Origin of the sequence: Nonomuraea sp. C10 (genome assembly GCF_008017515.1) — a bacterium.
GTDB lineage: Bacteria > Actinomycetota > Actinomycetes > Streptosporangiales > Streptosporangiaceae > Nonomuraea > Nonomuraea ferruginea.
Map to the genome: position 1 here is coordinate 1,085,372 of NZ_VPFF01000001.1, position 26,211 is coordinate 1,111,582.

23 protein-coding genes are annotated in these 26,211 nt (G+C 72.5%); 11 read left to right on the plus strand and 12 right to left on the minus strand.

Translation table 11 applies throughout. The features are described 5' to 3' along the window. Positions 1 to 57: 57 nt before the first annotated feature. A complete protein-coding gene (locus tag FR742_RS05095; RefSeq protein WP_148029851.1) occupies positions 58 to 1,449 on the plus strand; it encodes an MFS transporter in 1,392 nt (463 codons plus the stop codon). Positions 1,450 to 1,453: 4 nt separating this feature from the next. On the opposite strand, the gene FR742_RS05100 is transcribed toward FR742_RS05095, so the two are convergent. Together FR742_RS05100 and FR742_RS05105 are read right to left on the minus strand one after the other, a co-directional pair. After that, complete coding sequence (locus FR742_RS05100; protein WP_148029852.1) at positions 1,454 to 3,544, minus strand: tetratricopeptide repeat protein; 2,091 nt, start codon at positions 3,542 to 3,544, stop codon at positions 1,454 to 1,456. Positions 3,545 to 3,620: 76 nt separating this feature from the next. Beyond that, on the minus strand, positions 3,621 to 4,241 hold the full coding sequence (locus FR742_RS05105; protein WP_261808360.1) for a TetR/AcrR family transcriptional regulator: 621 nt from the start codon (positions 4,239 to 4,241) through the stop codon (positions 3,621 to 3,623). A gap of 68 nt (positions 4,242 to 4,309) precedes the next feature. On the opposite strand from FR742_RS05105, the gene FR742_RS05110 reads away from it, so the two are divergent. Continuing rightward, positions 4,310 to 5,170, plus strand: a complete 861-nt coding sequence (locus FR742_RS05110; RefSeq protein WP_148029853.1) for an NAD(P)H-binding protein — start codon at positions 4,310 to 4,312, stop codon at positions 5,168 to 5,170. 11 nt (positions 5,171 to 5,181) lie between these two features. On the opposite strand, the gene FR742_RS05115 is transcribed toward FR742_RS05110, so the two are convergent. Continuing rightward, complete coding sequence (locus tag FR742_RS05115) at positions 5,182 to 5,769, minus strand: TetR/AcrR family transcriptional regulator (protein WP_148029854.1); 588 nt, start codon at positions 5,767 to 5,769, stop codon at positions 5,182 to 5,184. Between the two features lie 110 nt (positions 5,770 to 5,879). On the opposite strand from FR742_RS05115, the gene FR742_RS05120 reads away from it, so the two are divergent. Genes FR742_RS05120 through FR742_RS05130 form a run of 3 tightly spaced genes read left to right on the plus strand, consistent with a single transcriptional unit; the run spans position 5,880 to position 8,342 of the window. Further along, positions 5,880 to 6,755, plus strand: a complete 876-nt coding sequence (locus FR742_RS05120; protein WP_148029855.1) for a virginiamycin B lyase — start codon at positions 5,880 to 5,882, stop codon at positions 6,753 to 6,755. A gap of 4 nt (positions 6,756 to 6,759) precedes the next feature. After that, positions 6,760 to 7,707, plus strand: coding sequence for a quinone oxidoreductase (locus FR742_RS05125; protein WP_148029856.1), 948 nt, complete (start codon positions 6,760 to 6,762; stop codon positions 7,705 to 7,707). Positions 7,708 to 7,724: 17 nt separating this feature from the next. After that, entirely contained in the window at positions 7,725 to 8,342 is a 618-nt protein-coding gene (locus FR742_RS05130) for a LysE family translocator (protein WP_148029857.1), read from the plus strand. Positions 8,343 to 8,345: 3 nt separating this feature from the next. Here the strand turns inward: FR742_RS05130 and FR742_RS05135 are convergent, their stop codons facing one another. From FR742_RS05135 to FR742_RS05155, 5 genes are read right to left on the minus strand one after another with little or no spacing between them, the layout of a single operon-like run. Further along, entirely contained in the window at positions 8,346 to 8,939 is a 594-nt protein-coding gene (locus FR742_RS05135; RefSeq protein WP_222708840.1) for an HAD family phosphatase, read from the minus strand. A 1-nt stretch (position 8,940) separates the two neighbouring features. Next, positions 8,941 to 10,029, minus strand: a complete 1,089-nt coding sequence (locus FR742_RS05140) for an ABC transporter ATP-binding protein (protein ID WP_222708841.1) — start codon at positions 10,027 to 10,029, stop codon at positions 8,941 to 8,943. After that, complete coding sequence (locus FR742_RS05145) at positions 10,026 to 10,877, minus strand: ABC transporter permease (RefSeq protein ID WP_148029859.1); 852 nt, start codon at positions 10,875 to 10,877, stop codon at positions 10,026 to 10,028. Before FR742_RS05145 ends, FR742_RS05140 begins: the two co-directional genes overlap by 4 nt. Next, positions 10,865 to 11,686: an ABC transporter permease subunit gene (locus tag FR742_RS05150; RefSeq protein WP_148029860.1), complete on the minus strand. Its 822-nt coding sequence runs from the start codon at positions 11,684 to 11,686 to the stop codon at positions 10,865 to 10,867. Before FR742_RS05150 ends, FR742_RS05145 begins: the two co-directional genes overlap by 13 nt. Continuing rightward, a complete protein-coding gene (locus FR742_RS05155) occupies positions 11,683 to 12,834 on the minus strand; it encodes an ABC transporter substrate-binding protein (protein ID WP_148029861.1) in 1,152 nt (383 codons plus the stop codon). Before FR742_RS05155 ends, FR742_RS05150 begins: the two co-directional genes overlap by 4 nt. A gap of 109 nt (positions 12,835 to 12,943) precedes the next feature. Here FR742_RS05155 and FR742_RS05160 point away from each other — a divergent pair, with 109 nt between their 5' ends. From FR742_RS05160 to FR742_RS05170, 3 genes are all read left to right on the plus strand, one after another. Next, on the plus strand, positions 12,944 to 13,690 hold the full coding sequence (locus FR742_RS05160) for a GntR family transcriptional regulator (RefSeq protein ID WP_148029862.1): 747 nt from the start codon (positions 12,944 to 12,946) through the stop codon (positions 13,688 to 13,690). Positions 13,691 to 13,768: 78 nt separating this feature from the next. After that, positions 13,769 to 14,035, plus strand: a complete 267-nt coding sequence (locus FR742_RS05165; RefSeq protein WP_148029863.1) for a DUF6504 family protein — start codon at positions 13,769 to 13,771, stop codon at positions 14,033 to 14,035. After that, on the plus strand, positions 14,035 to 17,679 hold the full coding sequence (locus FR742_RS05170) for a DNA polymerase III subunit alpha (protein ID WP_148034353.1): 3,645 nt from the start codon (positions 14,035 to 14,037) through the stop codon (positions 17,677 to 17,679). The genes FR742_RS05165 and FR742_RS05170 overlap by 1 nt, the downstream gene beginning before the upstream one ends. A gap of 6 nt (positions 17,680 to 17,685) precedes the next feature. Here FR742_RS05170 and FR742_RS05175 read toward each other — a convergent pair whose 3' ends face one another. Continuing rightward, positions 17,686 to 18,399: a DUF4328 domain-containing protein gene (locus FR742_RS05175; protein ID WP_148029864.1), complete on the minus strand. Its 714-nt coding sequence runs from the start codon at positions 18,397 to 18,399 to the stop codon at positions 17,686 to 17,688. 65 nt (positions 18,400 to 18,464) lie between these two features. Further along, positions 18,465 to 19,112 carry a response regulator transcription factor gene (locus tag FR742_RS05180; RefSeq protein ID WP_148029865.1) on the minus strand — a complete coding sequence of 216 codons (648 nt, stop codon included), beginning with the start codon at positions 19,110 to 19,112 and terminating at the stop codon, positions 18,465 to 18,467. Positions 19,113 to 19,201: 89 nt separating this feature from the next. On the opposite strand from FR742_RS05180, the gene FR742_RS05185 reads away from it, so the two are divergent. Both FR742_RS05185 and FR742_RS05190 read left to right on the plus strand, forming a co-directional pair. After that, a complete protein-coding gene (locus FR742_RS05185; RefSeq protein ID WP_148029866.1) occupies positions 19,202 to 19,879 on the plus strand; it encodes an ABC transporter ATP-binding protein in 678 nt (225 codons plus the stop codon). Further along, positions 19,876 to 21,888 (plus strand): FtsX-like permease family protein, encoded by a 2,013-nt coding sequence (locus FR742_RS05190; RefSeq protein WP_148029867.1) that lies wholly within the window; start codon positions 19,876 to 19,878, stop codon positions 21,886 to 21,888. The genes FR742_RS05185 and FR742_RS05190 overlap by 4 nt, the downstream gene beginning before the upstream one ends. Before the next feature lie 149 nt (positions 21,889 to 22,037). On the opposite strand, the gene FR742_RS05195 is transcribed toward FR742_RS05190, so the two are convergent. Continuing rightward, entirely contained in the window at positions 22,038 to 23,522 is a 1,485-nt protein-coding gene (locus FR742_RS05195) for an ATP-binding protein (RefSeq protein WP_222708842.1), read from the minus strand. 179 nt (positions 23,523 to 23,701) lie between these two features. Continuing rightward, on the minus strand, positions 23,702 to 24,703 hold the full coding sequence (locus FR742_RS05200) for an LLM class F420-dependent oxidoreductase (RefSeq protein ID WP_148034354.1): 1,002 nt from the start codon (positions 24,701 to 24,703) through the stop codon (positions 23,702 to 23,704). A gap of 81 nt (positions 24,704 to 24,784) precedes the next feature. Here FR742_RS05200 and FR742_RS05205 point away from each other — a divergent pair, with 81 nt between their 5' ends. After that, entirely contained in the window at positions 24,785 to 26,209 is a 1,425-nt protein-coding gene (locus FR742_RS05205; protein ID WP_261808361.1) for a sulfatase, read from the plus strand. Positions 26,210 to 26,211: the final 2 nt, after the last annotated feature.

Sequence of the window (26,211 nt, forward strand, 5' to 3'; positions counted from 1 at the left end):
TGCGTACGCAGAACACGGGGCTGGCTGACGTCCGGGGCCGCGGCGAGGCTGACCGGCATGAGATTCGCGTTCCCCCTCGTCCTCCTCGGCCTGGGCAGCATGATCACCGCCCTGGACTTCACCGTCGTCTACGTCGCGCTCCCGCACATCGCGCGGGATGTCGGTTTCTCCCCGTACGCACTGCAATGGGTGGTGAGCGCGTACGCGGTGCCGTTCGGCGGCTTCCTGTTGCTCGGCGGCCGGCTGTCCGACCTGCTGGGCAGACGGCGGATGTTCGTGCTCGGCATGCTCCTGTACGGGGTCGCGTCCATGCTCGGCGGGCTGGCCACGGGGCCCGGCCCGCTGATCGCCGCCCGTGCGCTCCAGGGGCTGGGCGGGGCGGTGCTGCTGCCGGCCACGCTCTCGCTGGTCGTCACCATGTTCGACGAGGGCCCGGCCCGCAACCGGGCGATGACGGTGTGGGCGGTGTGCGGCGCGAGCGGGCTGAGCCTCGGCGCGCTGCTCGGCGGCGTGCTCACGGCGACGTTCGGCTGGCAGGCGGTCTTCTTCGTGAACGTGCCGATGGCCGCCGCCGGGATCGTGGCCGCCTTCGCCGTGCTGACCCCGGACGGTACGCGACGGCCGGGCGGCTTCGACCTGCCCGGAGCGGTCACCGGCACCGCCGGTGTCACGGGGCTGGTGTTCGCCATCGCGCACGGCGCCCAGTGGGGCTGGACCTCGCCCGGCGTGATGGCGTCCCTGGCCGCCGCCGTCGTGCTGCTCGCCGGGTTCGTCGCGATCGAGGCGCGCAGCCGTAACCCGCTGCTGCCGCCGCGCCTGCTGGCGAACCCGCACACGCGCACCGCCACCGGGGTCATCCTGGTCTACGGCATGGCCCTGCAGTGCGTCCCGTACTTCCTCACCCTGCACTTCCAGGACGTGCTCGGGTACGACGCGATGCGGTCGGGCCTGGCGTTCCTCGGGCCGACGCTGGGCATCACGGCGGGCAACATCATCGGCGAGCGCCTGATCCCCCGGCTCGGGCTGCGCGGCACGCTGACCCTCAGCCTGCTCGTGGGCGCCGCCGGCACGGCGCTGCTGGCCTGGAGCCTGTCCGCCGACGGCTCCTATCTCGGCCTGCTGGCCGGGCTCGTCGTCTTCGGGCTGGGCTCGGGGCTGTCGTTCACCACCATGTTCATCCTCGCCACGACCGGCGTGGCCCCGCATGACCAGGGAGCGGTCTCGGGGCTGTCCTCCACCTTCCTTCAGACGGGCGGCAGCACGGGCCTGGCCGTGCTGGTGGCCGTGGCCTGGCGTGACACCACCGGCCTGACCGGCGAGGCGCTGCGTGCCGCCACAGTGGACGGGCTGCGTTCCGCGCTCTTCGTCGCCGCGGCGATCGCCGTGGTCGGTGTGGTGGCGGCGGGCAGAGTCCCCCGCCGGACGGCCGACGCGGTTTCCCGGTCCTGATCCCTCACCCTGAAGTCGAGGGGACCCCGCCCTCTGGCGGGGGAACCTCGTCGCCCTCTGAACCTCCATCAGGGGTGGCCTCGAAGGGGGCTTCTCCCCTCCGCAAGGCGAGAACCTGGTCCAGACCGAGCGCCGCGGGCGGCGCGTGCCGCGGGTGGCCGGAGGCGATGGCCTGCCGGAAGGCTTGCTCGGCCGCTTCCAGCTCCCCTCGGCTGGCGAGCACTATCCCCAGGTTCAAGGCGGCATGAGGCGCGCTGTCCGGATGGTTCGAAGCGATCACCCGCCGGAAGGCTTCGCCGGCGGCGCTCAGCTCCCCCGCATGGGCGAGCAGGGCCCCCAGGTTCAGTTCGGCCCTGGGCGCATGGTCGGGGTGGTAGGAGCGGATCGCCTGCCAGTAGGCGTCTTGCGCGGCGTCCAGATCTCCATGCTCTTCGAGCATTTTCCCGCAGACGAGTGCGGCGAGCGGTGCGGTGTGGGGATTACGCGAACGGATCACTTGGCGGAAGGCGTCTGTGGCGGCTTCGATCTTCCCCTGCTTGGAAGGCGCTATTCCCAGCTGAAGGGTGGCCATGGACGAACGATCGGCGTTCTGCGAGCGGGCCGCTTGCCGGAAGGCGTCCGCGGAGGCTTCCACCTCTCCCTGCTCAGCGAGCAGAATGCCCAGATAGCCCGCGGAGACGGCCGCCTCTTCACGGTGAGGTGAGGTAGCCGCCTTGCGCCCTGCCGCGATGGCGTGCTCTCGCTCCCCGCGGTTCTCGGCTCCGTACATGATCGCGCGCGCATCGGACGGGTTGACGATCGAGATGAGCTCGGGCCAGAGGCCCGGGTGGATGGGCCGGGCTCCTTCGTCGGCGGACACGATGTGGTCAAGAGCCTTCCACCCTGACTCACCGTCGCCGGTGTCCGCGGTGAGCAGAGCGACCTGGGAGGAGACGGGGACGGCCGCCCAGGTGCGGAGGCCCTGCTGGAAGGTGTCCGGAGTGGCGGGCACGCCTGCCCGTATCGCTGGTAGATAGAGAGCGAACAGCCGCGAGAGCTCAGCGTCGGTGACAGGACGGGTGAGTCCCGCACGGCGGCAGTCGACCGCTGCTTGGACGATGGCGCAGCCGGCCGGATCGTCATCGGGCCCGGCCTTGTACTTGGCGAAGAGCTCGATCGCGCCGACGAGCGTCTCGGCGATGCTGCCTCGGAAGGTCTCCCCAGGGTAGAGGGCTTCGGCTTGCTCACGCTCGGCGTCGGTGGGCGGGCGGAAGACCAGTTCGTGGCCTTGGCCGTCGCGGTGCGCGCGGCTCAACGCCGTTCGGGCGACGCGCGTGCTGTCGGTACCCGACTTGAGGATCTGACCGCGCCTTCCGGCGGTCATGGTCGCGACCAGTACGGCCTGGCGGGCGACCGCGTCCAGCACGGCAGGCGTCAGGACTTCGAGGTCGGCGACGGTGATGTCGTCGAGGTGGACCACGGCCGGCCCCTCACCGGAGGGGAGAGCGTCTTCGGAGAGAGCGAGTTCCGCGAGAGCGGCTCCGCTGGCAGGCAGCAAGACGACGGTGTCTTCGGGGAACACCGCCCGGATGGCTTCGGCGGTGATACGGGACTTGCCCGCCTTGGTGTTCCCCCACACCAGCACGAACGGATAGGGCGGGCCGGGCGCGCTGAGGGCGTCACGGATCTGCGTGTCGTCAGGCTCGCGGGGGACATAGGGGTCGCGCCCGCTGGTGGTGTACTGGGTGGGAGTGACTCCGAAATCGGTGGCCGAGAGCTGACCGAGCCGGGGAAGCTCGCCGGCGCTTCCTCGCAGGACCCGGGTGGTGACGTACCGCCGCTTGTCGTCGAGTTCCTCCGCCGTCCGGGCCTTCCGCTCGGCGCGCGCCCCGATCAGGGGGAGAACGACGGAAAGGGCGGCGAGGAGGAGCACGATCCCGATGCAAGCGGTGATCACCGAGTCGGACTGACCGGGCAGCTGCATCAGCATGGTGGTGATGGCGAGAAGCGCGGCCTGGGTGGTGGTCGCGACGGTGATCCAGATCGTCAGGTGTCGCCGTGCCCATACCGCCAGTCTCGTGGCTGTCGAGCGTCGAGCATCCCCGCGGTCCGCCACCGCCCCTCCCCATGACCTCTGCCGTCATTTTCGGCAACCGGATCAGGAATCGGCCCGGAAGGAAGAGAACAGATACTCATCTGCAACATGGGTCCGAGCCGCCACGCTGTCCGCGCTCGGGCAGGGCATCGAGCCAGCGGATGAGGCGGTTTCCCTCCCTGGTCATGACCTCCGGGTCGCGCAGGGCGTTGGCCAGCAGGGACATGCCCTGGTAGGCGCCGACGAAGGTGAGCGCGAGGTCGTCCGGGTGGGGCAGCCCTTGTTCGCGGAACTGGCGTTCCACCCAGTCCAGAAGCGACCGGATGACCTTGCCCGCCTCCAGGTCCATGCCTCCCTCGGCGCGTTTGTCCAGCTCGACGGCGAGGGTGCCGGTGGGGCAGCCGTACCGGGCCGCGATGTCGCGCTGGCTGATCCACCCGGCGACCAGGGCCTTGAGACGTTCGAGGGGGTCGGGCAGCCGGTCGAGCTCAGCGGTGAGCCGGGCGAGGTGGTCGGCGTGCTCGGACAGGGCGGCCCGGACCAGCTCGTCCTTGGTCTTGAAGTAGTAGTAGACGTTTCCTACGGGGACCTCGGCGGCGTGCGCGATGTCGGCGATGGTGGTGCGCTCCACGCCCTGCTGGTGCAGGACCCGGGCGGTCGCGGTCATCAGGCGCCGCCGTTTGTCGGCTCCTCGCGCTCGCGCCTTTGAGTCAGTCACCCGACTGACTATAGACGGGCCGTGCTAGGGTCGCTGTTAGTCAGCCAACTAACTAACGGGAGATTCTCATGATCGTGGTGACGGGAGCCACCGGAAACGTCGGCCGGACGCTGGTGCGGCTGCTGACAGAGGCGGGCGAGCCGGTGACGGCCGTGTCGCGGAAGATCACCGAGTCCGACGTGCCCAGAGGAGTGCGCGTGCTCGCCGCCGACCTCGCCGACCCTGCCGGTCTCCGGCCCGCTCTCGCCGGCGCCGGCGCGTTGTTCCTGCTGATCTCCGGCGACTTCGTGGCGGCCGCCGACAGCCCGGGCGGCGTCATCGGACGCGTCCTCGACGACGCCAGATCCGCTGGAGCCGGGCGGGTCGTGCTGCTGTCCTCCCAGGGAGTCGCGACCCGCCCCGGCTCGTCCTCCCACGGGAGCACGGCGCGGTCCATCGAGGACGCCGTCCGGAGATCGGGCATGGACTGGACGATCCTGCGGCCCGGCGGCTTCGACTCCAACGCCTACGCCTGGGCCGAGTCGGTCCGCGCCCGGCGCGCCGTCGCCGCGCCGTTCGGGGACGTCGGCCTGCCGTTCATCGATCCGGACGACATCGCCGAGGTCGCGGCCGTGGCCCTGCGCGAGGACGGTCACGCGGGCCAGGTCTACGAGCTGACCGGACCCGCCCTCACCACGCCGCGGCAACGGGCCGAGGCGATCGGGGAGGCGATCGGCGAGCCGATCCGGTTCACCGAGCAGACCCGCGAGGAGGCCCGCGCGCAGATGCTGCGGTTCATGCCCGAGCCCGTGGTCGAGACCACCCTGTCCATCATCGGCAAGCCCACCCCGGCCGAGCGGCGCGTCAGCCCCGACGTCGAGCGGCTCCTCGGCCGGGCGCCCCGCACGTTCGCCGAGTGGGCCAGGCGCAACGCCGCCGCCTTCCGGTAGCGGGCGACGGGTCAGAGGATGCCGGCCCGGGCGGCGGCCAGGGCGGCGTCGGCCGCCCGGTCCGCGTCCGCCGCCGTGGCCGGCTCATGGGTGACGAAGAGACGGTAGTAGATCGGCGCCACCGCGGCCCTGATCACCTCGTGGGCGTCGACCGCTGCGGGCAGCTCGCCGCGGTCGACGGCGCGGCGCACCACCTGGGCCGACTGCTCGTGGCGGGCCTGGAAGAAGTCGTGCAGCGCCAGGGCCGCCTCCGGGCTCTGCATGGCCGCCGCCACGAACGCCGACGACACCGGGCCCAGCTCCGGATCGGCGAACCCGCTCTGCACGAGCCTGGCCACCCCGCGCAGGTCGCTCTCGACGGCGCCGGTGTCGGGGACGGGCCAGGGCTCGTCGCGGGCCAGCTCCAGCGCGTCGGAGATCAGCCCTTCGACGCTGCCCCACCGCCGGTAGACGGTGGTCTTGTGGACGCCCGACCGTTCGGCGACGTTGTCCACGGTGAGCCCCCGGAACCCCTTCCCGGCCAGCTCGGCGAGGGTCGCCTGCCGTACGGCGTCGCGGACGCGGGCGCTGCGCCCGCCGGGTCGCTTACTGGGCTCCACGGCCACTCCTAAGGCAACTGGCGTTGCGTTTATTCTAGAACCAATGCCACACTAAAGCAACACAGGTTGCGATTGGAGCGTCGCGGCTCGGAACCCACGGGGGGACCCTCATGTTGATCAAAATTTCCGAAGGAGCCCCGTACGGGGTCGCGACCGGCGCTGACGGGGCGGTCTGGTTCACGCTGGTGCACCAGGGGATGGTCGGGCGGCTGGTCCCCGGCGAGGAGCCGAGCTTCCACCGGCTCGACCCGGCCGGCGGCGGGCCGACGGTGATCGCGCCGGGGGCCGACGGGGCGATGTGGTTCACCGAGTACCAGGGCGACCGGGTCGGCCGGATCACCCCGGAGTTCGAGGTGACCTCGTACGAGGCCGAGGCTCCGTACGGAATGGCGGCCGGTCCCGACGGCGCGATGTGGTACACGTGCATGCGCTCCGACAAGATCGGCCGCATCGGCGCCGGCGGGGAGCGGGACGAGTTCGCGGTGCCGGTCGAGGGCGGGATGCCGTCGGGCATCGCGGCCGGGGCCGACGGGGCGCTCTGGTTCACGCTCAACCAGGCCGGGGCCGTCGGCCGGATCACGCCGGGCGGTGAGGTGACCGTCCATCCGCTGCCCACCGAGGGCGCGGCGCCGGTGCACATCACGGCGGGGCCCGACGGCGCGCTCTGGTTCGCGGAGATCGGCGCGGGCCAGGTCGGCCGCGTCGATCCGGCCGGAAAGGTCACCGAGCACCCGCTGCCCGACCGCGCCTGCCGGCCGCACGCGATCGTCACCGGGCCGGACGGCGCGCTCTGGTTCACCGAGTGGGCGGCGAACCGGCTCGGCCGCATCACGGTCGACGGCGCGATCAGTGAGTTCGAGCTGCCCGGGTCGGAGCCGCACGGCCTGGCCACCGGACCCGACGGCGCGATCTGGGTGGCGATGGAGTCCGGCGGACTCGCCAGGGTCATGCCGGACCGGCTCGCCGGACGGTTCGTAGTTGACTAGGGGCATGCGTGCAATCGTGCTGGCCGCCCAGGGCGGCCCCGAAGTCCTGGAGTACGTCGAGCGGCCCGACCCGGAGCCGGGTGACGGCGAGGTGGTGGTCGACGTCGCCGCGAGCGGCGTCAACTTCATCGACATCTACCATCGCTCCGGCGCCTACCCGCTGCAACTGCCCTGCACGATCGGGTCCGAGGGCGCGGGCGTGGTGTCCGCGGTCGGGCCCGGCGTCGAGGGCGTGGTCGTCGGCGAGACGGTCGCGTGGGCGATGGCGCTCGGCAGCTACGCCGAGAAGGCCGTGGTGCCCGCCCGCCTGGTGGTGCCGGTGCCCGAGAGCGTCGCGCCGGACGTGGCCGCCGCCGTGATGCTGCAGGGCATGACCGCCCACTACCTCACCCACTCCACCTACCGGGTGCAGGAAGGCGACACGGTGCTCGTGCACGCCGCCGCGGGCGGCATGGGGCAACTGCTCGTCCAGGTGTGCAAGATGCTCGGGGCGACCGTCTACGGGACCGCCTCCACCCCGGCGAAGGAGAAGCTGGCCAGGGAGGCGGGCGCCGACGACGTGCTGACCTACCAGGACTTCGCGGAGAGGCTGCGCGGCAAGGTGGACGTGGTCTACGACGGCGTGGGCGCGACCACGTTCGACGGCGGGCTGGAGGCGCTGCGCCGGCGCGGGCTCATGGTCCTGTACGGGGCCGCGAGCGGTCCGGTGCCGCCGGTGGACCCGCAGCGGCTCAACCGGGCCGGGTCGCTCTTCCTCACCAGGCCGACGCTGGCCGACTACACGGCCGAGCGTGACGAGCTGCTGTGGCGGGCGGCCGACCTGTTCGAGTGGATCGGCTCGGGCCGGGTGCGCGTCAACGTGTCGCACCGCTACCCGCTGGCTGACGTGGCCAAGGCGCAGGAGGACCTGGCCTCGCGGCGGACGACGGGCAAGCTGCTGCTGATCCCGTGACGACTACGCTCGACGGCATGGACCTGACCACTTCGGTCGTCTCGTTCGCCGCCGTCGTCGCGTTATTGACGATCACGCCGGGACTGGACACCGCGCTCATCCTCCGTACGTCCCTGTTGTCCGGGAAGCGCCCCGCGTGGGGGGTGACGCTGGGCATCCAGCTCGGCACGCTCGTCTGGGGCCTGCTGACGGCGGCCGGCCTGGCCACGCTGCTGGCCGCCTCGCAGCTCGCCTACGACGTCCTCCGCTACGCCGGGGCCGCCTACCTGGTGTGGATGGGGCTGCGCATGCTGCTGGTCAAGAAGGACGCGCACGTGGACGAGCCGGACGCGCGAGAGGTCCGCTTCCGCACCGGCTTCCGGCGCGGGCTGGTGACGAACCTGCTCAACCCGAAGGTCGGCGCCTTCTACGTGGCGATGCTGCCGCAGTTCATCCCGCCGGACGCGCCGCACGCGGCGGTGGGGCTGCTGCTGGCGGGCGTGCACGTGGCCGAGGGGCTGGTGTGGAGCGCGGGCCTGATCGTCTTCGCCGGGGTGATGAGCGGCGTGCTGCGCTCGCCGTCCGTGCGCCGCCTGCTCGACCGGGTCACGGGCGTGGTGATCGTCGGCTTCGGGGTACGGCTGGCGGTCGACTGATCTTCACGCGATCGACCGGATCTCGCGGAGCGTCGGGAGACCTGTACGGGTGACGACCACGACGTGGCAGCCGGCGGTGCTGGCGGCCGTGACGCCGGCCGGGCTGTCCTCCAGGGCGACGCAGCGGGAGGGATGGGCGCCGAGGCGGCGGGCGGCTTCGAGGTACGGGTCCGGGTGGGGCTTGCCGCGGCGGGTGTCCTCCGCGGCCACCACCTCGTCGAAGCGGTGACCGAGGCGGGGGAGCACCAGGGCGGCGATGCTGCGGGGCGAGGCGGTCACCAGGGCGGTGGGGATGCGGGCGGCGGTCAGCTCCCGCAGCAGGGGAGTGGCGCCGGGCATGACGTCGAAGCTGTGCGCCAGCTCGCCGGCGAACGCGCGGGTGAGGGCGTCGCCGGTGTCCCCGGCGTCGTGGTCGCGGGGGGCGCGGGAGAGCAGGTGGGCGGCCGTGTGCTCGACCGTGCGGCCGAGCACGTCCGGCTCGTCGTCCGGGCCCAGGTCGACGCCCAGGCCGCGGGCCACCGTCGCGGTGGCCCGCCACCAGTGGGGCTCGGTGTCCACGAGGGTGCCGTCCAGGTCGAACAGGACGGCCGCGGGCACCTCAGACGGCATCGGGCACGGGGGCGGCGCGCGCGGCCACCAGGACGGGACGCTCTACGAGGCGGATCGCGACGCGGGTGCCGGGGGCGAGCCGCGCCGCCTCGTGGCCGGGCACGTCGGCGAGCACCTCGTGACCGTCCATCAGCAGGCGGAGACGGACGGACGCGCCGCGGAACGACGCCGTCACCACCTCGCCCAGACCGGACCCGGCGCCGACGGCGGGAGGGGGAGTGGTGTCGGCGAGGGTCACCTGGATGGCTTCCGGGCGGATGAGGACGGTGACGTCGGGGCCGGTGGGGGCGGTGCCGTCGACGGGCAGCGTCTGGCCGAGGACCGTCACCTTGCCGTCGCCGGCGAGCCGGCCGGGCAGGTGGTTCATGGTGCCGACGAACTCGGCGACGAACGGGGTGGCGGGCCGGTCGTAGACCTCGGCGGGCGGACCGGCCTGCTCCAGGCGGCCGTCGCGGAGCACCGCGACCCGGTCCGCGATCGACAGCGCCTCCTCCTGGTCGTGCGTGACGAAGATCGTGGTGATGCCCAGACCGAGTTGGAGCCGGCGGATCTCCTCGCGCAGCGCGACCCGTACCTTGGCGTCGAGCGCGGACAGCGGCTCGTCGAGCAGCAGCACGCGCGGCTCCAGGGCGAGCGCGCGGGCCAGCGCGACGCGCTGTTGCTGGCCGCCGGAGAGCTGGTGCGGGTAGCGGTCGGCGTGCCCGGGCAGGCCGACCAGCTCCAGCAGCTCGTCCGCCTTGGCCCGCCGGGTCGCGGTCGGCACCCCGCGCACGCGCAGGCCGAAGGCGACGTTGTCGCGCGCGTTCAGGTTGGGGAACAGCGAGTACGACTGGAACACCATGCCGGCGTCGCGCTTGTTGGCGGGCACGTCGGTGATGTCCTTGCCGTCGACCAGCACGGCACCGGAGTCGGGACGCTCGAACCCGGCCACGCAGCGCAGCGCCGTCGTCTTGCCGCAGCCCGACGGGCCGAGCAGGGCGACGAACTGGCCGGGCTCGATGGTCAGGTCGAGGCCGTCCAGCGCCACCGTCTTGCCGAAGACCCGGCGCAGGCCGCGGAACTCCACCTTGGACGTCACTTCTTCTCCCTCCCGAAAGCGGTGGAGACCGCCAGCAGCAGCAGCCAGATGAGCAGCAGGCTGAGGATCGAGACCGCGACCGACACCTGACCGCGCGAGCCGGAGATCGTCACGATCCACACCGCGAACGGCTGGTAGCCGAGCAGCCTGGACACGGTGAACTCGCCGAACACCAGGGCGAGCGTGAGGAACGAGGCGCTGGCCAGGGCCGAGCGCAGGTTGGGGATGATCACGCGGAACATCACGTGCGGCCACGACGCGCCGAGGCTGCGCGCGGCCTCCACCAGCGTCCGCACGTCCATGGTGCGCAGCCCCGCGTCCAGCGAGCGGTAGACGAACGGCAGGACGAGGACCACGTACGCGAGCACGAGCACGACAGGGAAGCCCGGGTCCTGGACGGCGATGAGCGTGGCCCAGAACGGGGTGGGCGCGAGCACGTCGGCGCCGACCCGCAGCGAGGTGCTCAGCCCGGCCACGTACGTGATCGGCGGCACCACGAGCGGGAGCGTGCAGAGCACCTCCATCAGGGGCCGCAGCCCCGGCGCGAACAGCCGGACGGCCAGCATCGCGGGCAGCGTCAGCAGCAGCACCAGCGCGATCGTGGCCAGGGCGAGCGCCAGCGACAGCGACAGGCTGGACGCGAAGCCCTCCGCCGTCAGCAGCTCGGCGTAGGGCTCGAAGGACAGTCCGGTGGTGGGCGTGTAGATCGTGTACCAGAGCGACGCCCCGAGCGGCACCAGGAAGTACAGCCCGGCGATCACGAACACGGCGGCCCGCCAGGCGCGCGGGCGGGCCGGCCGGGCGGGGGCGGTGACGAGGGGCTGCTCCAGGCCCGTCACTGCAGCCATCGGGTGGTCCTCCTCTGCAGCGGCAGGTAGATCAGCATGACCAGACCCGCGATCACGATCATGTCCAGGCTCAGGGCGAGCGCCACGTTCTCCTGGCCGATCAGCACGTCGCTGGTGAGCGCGTTGGCGATCTTGAGGGTGACCAGCGGCACGACCGTGCCCGCGCCCATGGCCGCCGCCGTGGCGTAGGCGGCGAAGGCCGAGCCGAACAGCAGCACCACCCCGCCGAGCAGGGCGGGCGTCAGCACGGGCAGGCCGACGTAGCGCCAGTAGTGCCAGGCGGTGGCGCCGTTGTTGGCCGCCGCCTCCCGCCACTGCGGCCGCAGCCCGTCCAGGGCCGGCGCCATCACCAGCACCATCAGCGGCACGCTGAAGTACAGGTAGACGATCACCAGGCCCCAGAACGAGTACAGCGACCCCGACGGCAGCCCCAGCAGCCCGCTCACCACGCCGGAGTTGCCCAGCGTGGCCACCCAGAAGAAGGCCAGCGGGACGCCGCCGAAGTTGGCCAGCACGCCGGAGGCGGTCAGCACCGCGTTGCGCAGCGCGGTGGACCGGGAGGTGACCACCGCGTAGGCGAGGAACGTGCCGAGCACGGCCCCCGACAGCGCCACCACGGCCGAGACCTGCACGCTCCCGGCCATGGCGGTCAGGTTGCCGCCTTCCAGGCTCTGCCGCACGTTGGCCAGCGTCGGTTCGCCGCGCGAGGTGAAGGCCCCCGCCAGCAACGCGGCCAGCGGGATGCCGAACACGAACGCGTAGAAGGCGAGCAGGGGCAGCGTGCCGAGCCACCCCGGGGACCGTCTCATCCGGAGATCGCGGCGTCCCAGCCGCTCGCCAGCTTGTTCTTGGCCGCGTCGACCTGCTCCGTGGTCGGGAACGCCGGCTCGCCCTCGACGGCCGGCAGCGCCTCGGCCGCCGCCTTGTCGATGCTGCCGTCGGCCTGCATGGCGGGCATGAGGACCGGGCGGGCGAAGCCCTTCAGGTAGAGGTTCTGGCCTTCGGGACTGTAGAGGAACTCCTGCCACAGGCGGGCCGCCGCCGGGTGCGGGGCGTCCTTGTTGATCGCCTGGGCGTACATCTGGAAGTACTGGCCGTCGGAGGGCACGTTGACCTGCCAGTCGAGGCCCTTGGCCGCCATCTGCGGGGCGTAGGCGGCGTTGTTGTAGTCCCAGTCGATGCTGATCTGGGTCTCGCCCTTCTCGATCGTGGCGGGGGTGGTCTCGACCGGGTTGAAGTTGCCCGCGTCCTTCAGCTTCTTGAAGAAGTCGATGCCGGGCTGGATGTCGTCGAACGAGCCGCCGTTGGCGATCGAGGCGGCGTACACGCCGGCGAAGGCCGAGCCGGACTTGGTGGGGTTGCCGTTGAGCGCCACCTTGCCCTTGTACTCGGGCTTGAGCAGGTCGGCGAAGCTCTTCGGGCAGGTGGTGATCTTCTTGGCGTCGCAGCCGATGGAGATGTAGCCGCCGTAGTCGTTCACCCAGAGGCCGGTGGGCTCCTTCTGGCCCTCGGGGATCTTGTCGAAGGTCTGCACCTTGTACGGGGCGAACAGTCCCTCGGCGGCGCCGCTGATCGCGAAGGACTGGCCCAGGTCGAGCACGTCGGGGGCGCGGTCCTGGCCCTTGCGGGTCTTGACCGCGTTGATCTCGTCCGCGCTGGCGGCGTCCGGGTCCTCGCTCTCGATCTTGATGCCGTACTTGGCCTCGAAGGTCTTGATGATCTCGCCGTAGTTGGCCCAGTCCGGCGGCAGGGCGATGACGTGCAGGTCGCCTTCCTTCTTGGCGGCCTCGACGAGCTTGTCGAAGCCGCCGAAGTCGGCCGCCGAGGTTGCGGTGCGCGCGTCCACCCCGCCTTCGGCGGCCGTCGACGTCTGGGTTCCTGGCGCGGCGCCGCACGCCGCGGTGACTACCGTAAGGGCGGCGATGACGCCTGCCGCACGAGCGCGAGGTGTGAACACGTGGCCTCCACTCCGGGGGTGTGGGAGGAATGTAGGGGAACTTGTACAAACAAGCGAGCACCAGTAAGTCGCATATACGTTGCTCTTTCGTGAACTGGGGTGGTCGGTAATGGTTGCGCGCTATGAACTGATCGCCGATGAGCTGCGGGGCGAGATCCTCTCGGGCGTGCACCCGGTGGGCTCGCAGCTCCCGTCCGAGTCGGAGCTGGCCGCCCGCCACGGCGCCGCCAGGGGGACGGTCCGGCAGGCGGTCGCCGTGCTGGCCGCCGAGGGCCTGGTCGGGTCGCGGCAGGGGGCCAGGCGCATCGTGCTCGGCACCGCGCGCAGCCAGAGCTTCGCCGAGCTGCACAGCTTCGCCGAGTGGGCGCGGGCCAACGGCTACCGGTACGGCGGCCAGGTGATCGCCCAGCGCCGCCGCCCGCCCACCCCGGCCGAGGCGGCCAGGCTCGGCTCCGGCGAGGTGCTCGACGTGCTGCGGCTGCGCACCCTGGAGGACGAGCCGGTGCTGCTGGAGCGGACCGCGTACGCGGAGTGGATCGCCGGCGCCGTCGAGAGGCTGCCGCCCGGCTGCGGGTCCGTGACCGAGGCGCTGTACGAGTCGGCGGGGCTGGTGTTCGCCTACGGCGAGCACCTCATCGACGCGGTGCCCGCGAGCACGCGGGACGCGCGCCTGCTCGGGGTCAGACGGGGCAGCCCGCTGCTGCGCCAGCGCCGGGTGACGACCACGCACGAGGGCAGGGCGGTGGAGTGCTCGGACGACCGCTACCGGGCGGGGAGCGTGGCCTTCAGCATCCGCAACTCGATCGGGGCGAACCCGCTCGTGCGGCACGCGGGCGACTTGCGTTTCGGCGCGTAAGAACATATGTTCGAGTCATAGCGCCCGCCTTCCCCCGGGTGGCTCAGCATAGGCACCAGAGCCGCGGGGAGAAGCGACTTGAGCAGACTCTATGGCGATCCGATAGAGGTGTGGACCAGAGACGGGGAGCCGACCCAGTTCGTCTGGCGTGACCGGCTCTATCTCGTCCGCCAGGTGCTCGATCACTGGGTGGTGGCCCGCGAATGGTGGAAGATCAGCGAGAGCGACCCCGGTGAGCGCCGGTTCTGGCGGGTCGAGGCCAGCCCCGGGCGCGAGGCCGGCACGTACGAGCTGAGGTTCGACACCGCCAGCGGCGGCTGGCTGCTCCTGCGGGCGTGGGACTGATGGGCGGCCGGGCGGCGGGGCCGTTCCCGCACCTCAACGTGAGCTCCGCCTACTCGATGCGCTACGGCACCGCGTTCCCGAAGGCGCTGGCGGAGCGGGCCTTCGAACACGGGATGGACATCCTGGCGCTGACCGACCGCGACGGGCTGTACGGCGCGGTCAAGCACGCGCAGGCGTGCGCGGACGCCGGGATCGCGCCGGTGTTCGGCGCCAACCTGGCCCTCGGCGATCCGGAACCGGACATGTGGCCGATCGCCCCGCCGAGCCGGACGAGCGGGCGTGACGCCCGGCCGCGGACCGGGCCGGGGGCGCAGGACCGGGTGACCGTGCTGGCGCGCTCGCGCGGCTGGTCGCGGCTGGCGCGGCTGGTCACGGCCGCGCACTACGCGGGCGAGCGCGGAGACCCCCGCATCACCCGCGGGCTGGCCGCCGAGTGGGACGCCGCCGGCGACGGCGGGCTGGCGGTGCTGCTCGGCCCGCGCTCCGACGTCGGCCGCGCGGTGGCCGAGCGGCGCGACGACCACGCCCGGACACTGCTCGGCCGGTGGCGCGAGGCGCTGCCGGGCGTGGTGATCGAACTGGTCGACCAGTACGCGTTCCACGACGCCGCCACGGCGCTGCGGATGCTCGCCCTGGCCGAGTCCATGGACGTGCCCGCCGTGCTCACCAACGCCGTCCGCTACCTCGACCCGGCCGACCACCAGGTCGGCGACGTGCTCGACGCGGCCCGCCAGCTTGTCCCGCTGCACCCGCGCCACCTGGAACGCACCACTTCCCACGCCTACCTCAAGAGCGGCAAGGAGATGGCCCAGGTCGCCGCCAAGATCTGCGGCCACGACGGGGACCGGATCGGCAGGCTGCTGCGCACCACCCGGCAGATCGCCGAGGCGTGCGCGGCGGACCCGGTGGAGCTGCTCGCGCTCCGCCAGAGCCCGCCCCGCCTCCACCTGCCGGAGATCGGCGGCGACCCGGTGCCGCTGCTGCGCCACCGCGTCGCGGACGGCCTGGCCGAGCGCGGCCTGCGCCGCTCCCGCGAGGCCAGGGAACGGGCGGCCGCCGAGCTCGACGTCATCGAGCGCAAGCGGCTGTCGGGCTACTTCGTCGCGGTGTCCGGCATCACCGACATGATCCGCGGGATGGGGGTGCGCTGCGCCATCCGCGGGTCCGGCGCGGGCAGCCTGGTCAACTACCTCATCGGCATCGGCGAGGTGAACCCGATCGACCACGGCCTGCTCATGGAGCGGTTTCTGTCGGAGGGCCGGATCGGGCTGCCCGACATCGACGTGGACGTGGAGTCCGCGCGCCGCCTCGACTGCTACAGGGCGATCTTCGACCGGTACGGAGAGTCGCGGGTGGCGTGCGTGTCCATGATGGAGACCTACCGGGCGCGCAGCGCCATCCGCGACGTGGCGGGCGCGATGGGGCTGCCGCCGCACGAGATCGACGCCATCGCCAAGGCGTTCCCGCACATCCGGGCCATGCAGATCACCGCGTCCCTGCGCGACCTGCCCGAGCTGCGCGAGAGCCGGCTCGGCGACGCCGGTCTGGAGCGGGTGTTCCGGCTGGCGGAGAAGCTCGACGGGCTGCCCAGGCACATCGCGCTGCACCCGTGCGGGGTGCTGGTCGGCAACTCCGGGATGCGCGACCTCACCCCGGTCGAGCGCAGCCTGCTGGAGTTCCCCATGTCGCAGTTCGACAAGGACGACGTGGAGGAGGCCGGGCTGCTCAAGCTGGACGTGCTCGGGGTGCGGATGCAGTCCGCGCTCGCGTACGCGCTCGGCGAGATCAAGCGGGTCGACGGCGTCACGGTCGAGCTCGACGCCCAGAGCGGCGACGATCCGGACGTACGGTACGTCCCGCACGACGACCAGGAGACGTACGACATGATCCGGGCCGGCCGGACACTCGGCTGCTTCCAGATCGAGTCGCCCGGCCAGCGCGAGCTGGTCTCCAAGCTGGAGCCGCGCACCATGCACGACCTGATCGTCGACATCTCCCTGTTCAGGCCGGGGCCGGTCAACTCCGACATGGTGACCCCGTACCTGGAGGCCAGGCACGGCTGGCGGCAGCCGTACTACCCGCACGAGCGGCTGCGCGAGGCGCTGAAGGAGACGCACGGCGTGGTCGTCTTCCACGAGCAGGTGCTGAAGATCATCCAGGTGATGACCGGCCGCGACCTGTCGTTCGCCGAGATGCTCCGCCGCACCCTCGGCACGTCCGAGGGCCGTGACCGGGTGCGCAACCACTTCGTGCCGCTGGCCAGGGCCAACGGGTTCGGCGACGAGGAGGTGGAGCGGGCCTGGAAGGTGCTGGACGCGTTCGGCGGGTTCGGGTTCTGCAAGGCGCACGCGGCGGCGTTCGCGCTGCCCACCTACCAGTCGGCGTGGCTCAAGCGGCACCACGCGGCCGCGTTCTTCGCCGGGGTGCTCACCCACGACCCCGGCATGTACCCGGCACGGGTGATCATCGACGAGGCGCGGCAGTGCGGGGTGCGGATCCTGCCGCTCGACATCAACAAGTCGGCCAAGGACTGGCGGGTGGAACGGCTCGGGCCGCGGGTGCGGGTCCGCGTCGACCCGGCCCGGCTGGAGGGCTCCGGCCGGCCCCGGCGCGCGTTCGAGGCGGGGGAGATCGGCGAGGGGTACGCGCTGCGGGTGCCGTTCTCGGCCGTCAAGGGGGTCAGCGAGGCCGAGGTGGAGCGCATGGTGGCGGGCCGGCCCTACACCTCGCTCGCCGACTTCTGGGACCGGGCCCGCCCGTCCCGGCCGACGATGGAGCGGATCGTGCAGGTCGGCGGGCTGGACGCGGTGCACGGGCTGCGGCCCGGCGACGGCGAGCGGTGGCGGCCCGGCGAGCTGACCAGGCGCGACCTGATCGCCCAGGTCGGCGCGCTGGAGCGGGCCTCGTCGATCGGCGTGCGGGCGGGGCCGCGCCGCGGCAGGCGGTACGCGCCCGCGCCGCCCGCCGAGAGCCGCCACCTGGCGGCCGTGCAGCTGCCCCTCGGCTTCACCGAGCACGTCACCCCCGGCGAGCTGCCGGAGATGACCGACGCGGAGATGGTCGAGGCCGAGCTGGAGATCCTTGGCATGGACATCAGCCGGCACGTCGTCAGCTTCCACGACGAGCTGCTGGACGCGCTCGGCGTGACCCGCGCCAAGGACCTGCTCGGGCCGCGCAACGGGGCCGAGGTGCTGGTGGCCGGCGTCAAGGTGGCCACCCAGACGCCCGCGATCCGCTCCGGCCAGCGCATCATCTTCGCCACCCTGGACGACTCGACGGGGCCGGTCGACCTGACCTTCTTCGAGTCGGTGCAGGGGCGGTGCGCGGCCACCGTGTTCGGGTCGTGGCTGCTGCTGGTGCGCGGCGCGGTCCGCCGCACCGGCGCCCGCGCGGTCTCGATCCGGGCCCTCGACTGCTGGAACCTGGCCGACCTGGACGCGCTGTGGCGGGCCCGCGGCCTCGACGCCGTCCGCGCCGAGCTCGCCCGGCCCCCGGCCGACCAGGGCCCGGTGGGTGGCCGCGCCATCGAGTACGGCAACGGCTTCCGCCTGTCGCCCTACGCCGACCTGGGCCCGGCCGTCACCGACCCGCCCCGCCGCCTCTGGCACGCCAGCCCGGGCAGCTCCGGCCCCACCGCGGCCTGATCCTCGTCAGGAGGCCCGGCCCAGGCGGGTGACCGCGGTGACGGGGGCCGGTCGGCCGGAGGACCCGGCGCTGGGGCGGACGGCGGGGGAGCGCTGAGGGGTGACGCGGCGGACCGTGGCGGCGCAGAGGGCGGCCGACAGGGCCAGGCACGCCAGCTCCAGGAAGCCCAGCCCGGTGAGGCTGTCGAGCGCGTCGAGCGGGAGGACGATGGTGAACACCGCCAGCGTCGCCAGCCAGCTCAGCCACCAGCCCGTCACCAGGGCCACCCGGCCGCGCCGGCTCTCCTCCGCCGGGCCGGTCGCCCGCCACGTCTCGTACACCAGCACCGCCGGCGCAACCAGGTTGACGCCCGGGATGAGCCAGGCGGCGGCGACCGTGCTGCGGGCCGCGGGCAGGGCGCCGGCCTGGCGGACGCGCACCAGCCACGTGGTGTGGGCGGCCGCGGCGGCGATCGTGGTGGCCAGGGCGATCAGCAGCAGCACCGCGAACACCGTCGCCGCGCCGGCCAGCGCGTCGGCGTCGGGGCCCGACGGCCGCCCGCCGAACTCGGCCAGCTCGGCGGCCAGCTGTCTGCCGCGCACCTGCTCGAAGACCACCAGAGCGCCCAGGGAGAGTACCTGCGCGGCGAGTGTCACGTAGACGGTGGTGGCGGCCTTGCTGACGACCTTGCTCGCGGACGTGGTAGCGGCTTTGGTGGGCGGTGCCTGGGCAAAGCGCACGATGTTCTCCCCCGGGCCATACGGTGGGTTCTGATTCACTTGTATCCCGGAGGCTGACCCGCTAATCAGCTCACGACACCCGATTCCCAGGCCCACGCGGCGATCTCCACCCGGTTCCTGGTGCCCAGCTTGGTGAAGATGCTCCCGAGGTGCGTCTTCACCGTCGACAGCGACACGAACAGCTCGGCCGCCACCTCCTGGTTGGTGCGTCCCCTGGCGACCAGTCGCACCACGTCCAGCTCGCGGTCCGTCAGCGGTTCCGGCAGGGGCGCGGGGGAGCGGCGGGGCCCGGACAGGTGCCGCAGCAGCCGCACCGTCACCGACGGCGACACCAGCGACTCGCCGCCGGCCGCCGCCTTGACCGCCTCCACCAGCAGCGTCGGCCCGCTGTCCTTGAGCAGGAACCCGGTGGCGCCCGCCCGCAGCGCCCCGTACACGTACTCGTCCAGGTCGAAGGTGGTGACGATGACCACCCGCATCGGGTTCTCGACGCCGGGTCCCGCCAGCGCCCGGGTCGCCTCCAGGCCGTCGAGCCTGGGCATCCGGATGTCGAGCAGGCACACGTCCGGGCGCAGCCGCCTGGCCTCGGAAACCGCGTCGGCGCCGTCGGCGACGGCCGCCACCACCTCCATGTCCGGTTGCGCATCCAGAATCATCTGAAATCCGGTGCGTACCAATTCCTGATCATCGGCGATGAGAACCCGAATAGTCACGCCCAAACTCTAGAGTCAACCGAACGGCCGATGCGGACCGTACGCATGGCCGATCCGCCGCCCCCGTCCGTCCCGGCAGGCTCGGAGCCATGAACGACGTGCTTGTGGGGCGGGCTCTCGCCAAACGGTTCGGGCAGACGGTGGCGCTGGGCGGGGTGGACATCGCGGTGCGCGCCGCGGAGGCGGTGGCGATCATGGGGCCGAGCGGCTCCGGCAAGTCGACGCTACTGCACTGCCTGGCCGGGATCATGAAACCGGACGCGGGCGAGGTCCACCTGCTCGGTCAGCGCATCGACGACCTGGGCGAACGGAAGCGCAGCGCGCTGCGCCGCACCCGGTTCGGGTTCGTGTTCCAGTTCGGCCAGCTCCTGCCGGAGCTGCCCGCCGAGGAGAACGTGGCGCTCCCGCTCATGCTCGGCGGCGTCGCCCGCCAGGACGCGGTGCGGACCGCGCGGCAGTGGTTCGGCCCGCTCGGGCTGGGCGGCATGGAGGGCAGGCGGCCGGGCGAGCTGTCCGGCGGTCAGGCGCAGCGGGTGGCCATCGCCAGGGCGCTGGTGACCAGGCCGGCCGTGGTGTTCGCGGACGAGCCCACCGGGGCGCTCGACCAGGCCACGGGCCACGAGACGATGCGGCTGCTGGTGGAGGCCACCAAGCACAACGACGCCTCCCTGATCGTGGTCACCCACGACCCGAACGTGGCGGGCTGGTGCGACCGCACGGTCGAGGTCCGCGACGGCAGGCTGCTGGCGGGCGGGGTGCCGGCGTGAACCTCGATCTGACGTGGCGGCTGCTCAAGGGCGGCGGTCGCCGCGGCCTGCTCGGCACCTGGCTGACGCTGGGGGCGGTCGCGGTGGCCACGGCGCTGCTGCTGTTCGCGGTGACGGCCAACTTCGCCTTCCAGGCCAGGGGCGACCGGGACGCGTGGCGCAACCCGGTGGCGGCGGGGAGCGGCGCGACGGCCGTGGAGGCCGCCCGGTTCGACTACGTACGGGACGAGCGGATGACGGTCGTGGACGTGGCGGCGCTGCCCGGGAAGGCCCCCGCGCCGCCGCAGGGGCTGGACCGCTTCCCCGCGCCGGGCGAGGCGTGGCTGTCGCCCGCGCTGGCCGAGCTGGCTCGCGAACTGCCCGCCGACCAGCTCGCGGCCCGCTTCCCCGCCGTGACCGGCGTGCTCGGCGAGGAGGCGCTGGCCTACCCCGGTGAGCTGGTGGCCGTCGTCGGGCACCGGCCGGACGCGCCCGTCATGACCGCCGAGCGCAGCGACGACTGGATCGCCGGCCGGCCGCCCACCCCCGTCGCGGACTTCACCGGCAGGGTGTCGGAGGACGCGGAGGCGTACCAGGTGCTGGCGCTGATCGCGAGCGTGCTCATGGTGGTGCCGCTGCTGGTGTTCGGCGGGGCCGCGGCCCGGCTCACGGTCGCCAGGCGCGACCAGCGGCTGGCCGCGCTGCGGCTGGTCGGCGCGACGCCCGGGCAGGTCGTCGGGATGACGGTGGCCGAGGCGGTCATCGTGGCGTTCGCCGGCGCGGTCGCCGGGACCGCGGCGTACGCGGCGGCCGTGCCCCTGCTGACGCGGATCGAGATCGGCGGCGGGCCGTGGTTCGCCGCCGACCTGTGGCCGCACCCGCTGGTGCTGGCCGGCGCGCTCGTCGTGGTGCCGCTGCTGGTCGGGCTGTCGGCGGTGGCCGGGCTGCGGCGGGTGGTGGTCAGCCCGCTGGGCGTGGCCAGGCGCCAGACGCCGCCCGGCATGCGGGCGCTGCGGGTGCTCGCGCTGCTGGTGGTGCTGGCCGCCTTCCCCCTGCTGGGCCTGGAGGCCAGTGTGACAGTCATCGCGGTCGCGATCGCGCTGGCCCTGCTCTCGCTCAACCTGGCCGGGCCGTGGGTGGTCGGCCTCATCGGCCGCGTCGCCGCCGCCTTCGCCCGGACGCCCGCTCTGCTGCTGGCGGGGCGCAGGCTCGTGGACGATCCGCGCTCGGCCTGGCGGACGGTCAGCGGGGTCGCGCTCACCGGATTCGTCGCCGGGTTCCTCGGGATGCTCAGCCCGGGGGCGTTCTCCAGCGGGGCGTCCCCCGCGGAGTTCCGGCTCGCCGTGGTGGAGGGGCGGCCGGCGGTGGTCGCCGAGCAGGCGCGCGAGCGGATGCGGGACGCCGGGCTCGCCGCCCGGGTCGAGCACTCGGAGAAGCTCGTCACGGTGACGGTGACCGGCGACGCCGCCCCGGCCGCAGGTGACGCGGCTGCCGGTGACGCGGGCAAGGGCGACGCGGTCGCCGGTGACGGGGGCGGTGTCGGGGTGGTGGCCGTCGATCGGGCGCGGACCGCTCTGGCAGGGCTCGTTCCCGGGCGGACGCCGACCAGTGAGGCCGACGACCAGCGGTTCGGCTTCCAGTTGCTGGACGACGTCCGGGTGGGCACGGTGGTGGTGCTGTCGGTGTCGTTCCTGGTGGCCATCGCCAGCGCGGGGATCACCGCGGCCTCGTCGGTCCTCGACCGGCGTCAGACGTACGGACTGCTGCGGCTGGCCGGCACCCCGCTGACCGTGCTGGACCGGGCACGGCGGGCCGAGACGCTGATCCCGCTCACCGTGATGGGCGGCGGCACGATCGCGGCCGGGGTGTTCTGCGCGACGCCGTTCATGCTGGGCGCCCCGAACCTGAGCGGGGCGGTCATGCTGGGGATCTGCGTGGCGCTGGGCTTCGCGGGCGTGCTCGGGGCCGGGGCGCTGAGCAGGCCGCTGCTGGTGGCGGTCACCACCGACCCGTCACCCCGCCCCGACTGACCGGGCAGGAGGGACCCAGGCCTCGATGCGCTCGCGGGCACTCGTCGATCGGGAGCGGGCAGTCGAGCGCCTGCTCGATCAGGTCCTCGGCCGCCTGTGCGCGGGCGACGCGCCGTTCCGGCTCGGCGATGTGATCGCGGAGCACGTCGCTAGGCCCGCAGCACGGTGACCTGGCGGCCGGACGGAGTGGTCGCCTCCTCGAAGGCGCCTCGTTGGTTCCACGGCGGGGCCTCGGGGCGCCGGTCGAAGATCACCAGGACGCCGGTGGTGAGGCTGAGCCGGTCCAGGTAGCCGTCGAGCTGGGCCAGCCCTTCGGTCAGCGGGTCGTCCTTGCCTGCTCGCCAGACCTTGAGCTCCATCGCCTCGCGCTGCATCAGCCGCTCGCCGCCGGGGCCGGTGTAGGGCCAGCGGACGAGCACGTCCAGGCGTTTGGTGCCGGCGGCGTACTCCCGGTCGAGATAGCCTCCGCCGTTGACAAGGCGGTGCAGGAAGGCCATGAGGATGATCTGGCAGGCGGCCTCGTGGTAGTTCTCCTGACGGATGAGCACCTCGCCGTGCTCGCGCCAGAAGACCACGAACTCCTCCAGCAGCCGGGGCAGGTCGAACCGGCCGTCCGGCAGCACGAAACTCCGCGGGTCCGCGCGCACGTTCTGTTGCGACGAATCGCCCAGCACGCGCAGGATGACCTCCCGGTAGATCGGGTTGGCCACCTCCAGCGGGGGTTTCTGCTTGATCAGCCCCAGGTCACGGACGTAGGACAGATCGTCGGACAAGGCGGAGTCGGTGTAGAGGTCGCCGGCCACGATCGGTTCCATCACCCGCTTGACCCGGGGCTCGCGCAACCGCGCGGCCAGGGAGTCCAGGTGGACGGCGCGCGCCCGGATCAACCGCTCCTTGGCCTCGTCCACCTGCCCGGCGGTGACGGCGCCGGTCACCCCCATCTCGAAGATGATCTCGTGGGCCACGGCATTCACCAGCCACGGCTGACCCTGCGTCAGCTCGAAGACCCGGTCCACCGCGTCCTTGGTGAACTCCTGACCGGTCGCCTCGGTGTGCTGGCCGTACAGCTCGCCGATCTGGCCGGCGGTGAAGTCGCCCAGGCGCAGCGACTTGGTGACGATGTTGAACGGGCTGGTGGGGTTGCACCGGCCCGGGTCGGCGCCCACGGCGGTCTTGTAGTCGCGGACGTCGCGCAGCCCGCACAGGATCACGGACGCGGGGAACGGGTGCCCGTCCGGGCGGGCGTTGTGACCGTCCCTGAGCTGGCAGAGGAAGCTGACCAGGCTGCTGCCCTGCAGGGCGTCGATCTCGTCGAAGAACAGCACCACCCGGCGCGGACTGCGGCGGCACCACGCGCTCAGACCCGTACCGAATCGGGTGCCCGGCGTAGCCTCCGGCCAGGGGTCCGGCGGGAGCAGTTTCTTCGGCCAGCCCGATCGCTCGGCGGCCTCGCGGATGGATTGCAGCAGGATCGACTCCGCGGCCGCGTAGTCGTCACCGGCCACCTTGGCGCGCTCGCAGGAGAACGCCAGGGCCGCGATGTCCCTCTCGGCCGTCAACTCCGACGCCAGGGTGCGCAGACCCGTCGTCTTGCCGGTCTGCCGAGGCGCGTGGACCACGAAGTAGCGATCCATGTCGATCAGCGTCCGAGCCTCGGGAAGCCGGGGCGTGGGCGGGATCATGTAGTGGAGCCGGGGGTCACACGGGCCCGCGGTATTGAAAGATTTCGCTCGGGGTGCACGCATAATCACATACTGTCATCACTCCTGTGTTGAGCGATGACGATTCAGCCCGCTGCGGTGGGGTCCTCCGCTCAGCCGAGCACCAGGTCGCGGATGGTCCGTAGGGACGGCTCGTCGCGCGGGCCCATGACGAGCAGCGACGTGACCGGCGACTTGTGCCACGGCTCCAGGCGTTCCTTGATCCGCCCCGGCGGGCCGACCAGGGAGATGCCGTCGGCCAGCTCGTCCGGGATGGCGCGGAACGCCTCGTCCTTGCGGCCCGCCAGGTAGAGGGCCTGGATGTGCTCGGCGGCCTCGGCGTAGCCCATCCGGCCGATGATGTCGGCGTGGAAGTTGCGGTGCCTGGCCCCCATGCCGCCGATGTACAGGGTCAGCATCATCTTGACCCCGTCGAGCGCCGCCCGCACGTCGTCGGAGATGATCACCATGACCATGGCCGCGATGTCGAAGTCGGGGTCGCGCGAGGCGAGCGCGTCGCCGTACATCTCCTCGATCTTGGAAGGGAACGCGAACAGCGGGAGCCAGCCCTGGGCGACCTCGGCGGCGAGTGCGACGTTCTTCGGGCCCTCGGCGCCCAGGTAGACGGGGATGTCCTCGCGCAGCGGGTGGGTGATGAGCTTGAGCGGCTTGCCCAGGCCGCCGGGCAGGGGGAGCGGGTAGTGCGGGCCGTCGCTGGTCACGGGCTCCTCGCGGCGCCACACCTTCCGCATGATCTCGACGTACTCGCGCGTACGGGCCAGCGGTTTGGCGAACGGCTGGCCGTACCAGCCCTCGACCACCTGCGGCCCGGACGCGCCCACGCCGAGCAGCAGCCGGCCGCCCGTCAGGTGGTCGAGGGTCATGGCGGTCATGGCCGTGGTGACCGGCGGGCGGGCGGAGAGCTGGGCGACGGAGGTGCCCAGCTTGATCCGCGACGTGCGCGCCCCGTACCAGGCCAGCGGCGTGAACACGTCGGTGCCGTACGCCTCCGCGGTCCACACCGAGTCGTAGCCGAGCCGTTCGGCGGCCAGCACCGACTCGGTCGCGTCGTCGGCGTGGCGCTGCCAGTAACCGACGTTCAGGCCGAGCTTCATCGACACCTCCGGAATCTAGTTCTATTACCCCCGGCCGCGGCGGGGGTGTCAATGCGTCGTCGGCAGGGGAAGCCTGACCCTGTGCTCCTGCGCTGTCTGGCCTGCGTCCTGCTCCTGCTGTCGCTCACGGCCGAGCCCACGGGCGCCTCCCGGAGGTCGCCGAACATCGTGGTCATCATGGCCGACGACCTGGAGGCCGGGACCCTCGCGCACTTTCCCCAGATCACCCGCCATCTGGTGCGGCAGGGCATGTCGTTCGACCGGTTCTTCACGGCCGACTCCTGGTGCTGCCCGTCGCGCTCGTCCATCCTGCGCTCCCAGTACGTCCACAGCCATGGCGTATGGACGAACACCGCCCCGGAAGGGGGATTTGAGCGCTTCAACGGCTTGGGTCTGGAACGTTCCACTATCGGGACTTGGATGCAGGATGCCGGGTATCGCACCGCGTACATGGGCAAGTACCTCAACCACTACCCAGGCCCGATGCCCGAGACGTACGTGCCGCCCGGCTGGGACACCTGGCACGTGCCCGTGCGCGGCCTCTACAACGAGTACGGCTACCGGCTCAACAGCGACGGCCGGCCGGTCGAGTACGGCTGGGGCGAGCATGACCACCTCGCCGACGTGCTGGCCGGCAAGGCGAGCGACTTCATCGCCGCGGACGGGCGGCCGTTCTTCCTCTTCCTGGCGCCGGTCGCGCCCCACCTGCCGGCCAACCCTCCGGTACGGCACGCGGAGGCGTTCACCGAGGCCACGGCGCCCAGGCCGCCGTCGTTCAACCAGGAGGACGTGAGCAAGGAGCCCGCCTGGCTGCGCGACCGGCCCCCGCTGAGCCAGAGCGAGATGGACAGGGCCGACCAGCTGTACCGCACCAGGCTGCGGGCCATGCTGGGGGTGGACGACCTCGTGGGCTCGGTGATGGACGCGCTGGCGAAGACGGGCCGGCTGCGTGACACGTACGTGTTCTTCACCTCCGACAACGGGTTCCACCTGGGCACGCACCGGTTGGCCCAGGGCAAGACCACGCCGTTCGAGGAGGCGATCCGGGTGCCGCTGGTGGTGCGCGGGCCCGGCGTGCCTGCCGGGGCGTCGGCCGGGGAGCTCAGCGCCACCGTCGACCTGGCCCCCACCATCGCGGAGCTGGGCGGGGCGCGGGTGCCGTCGTTCGCCGAAGGCCGGTCGATGACGCCGCTGCTGCGCGGCGGGCGGCCGGCCGGGTGGCGGGAGAACGTGCTCGTCGAGTTCGCCAGACCGGCCAACCGCCGGTCGGCCGCGCAGACGCCGGTGCCCGGCTACCGTGCCGTGCGGACCCGCCGCCATCTCTACGTCGCGTACGAGACGGGGGAGGAGCAGCTCTACGACCTGCGCAAGGACCCCTACCAGCTGCACAACCTCGCCGCCTGCGCGAACCCCGCGCTGCTGAAGGACCTGCGGGCCCGGCTGGACGCGATGCGTTCCTGCTCGGGCGCGACCTGCCGGGTCGCCGACACCCTGAACCCCGGCTGACT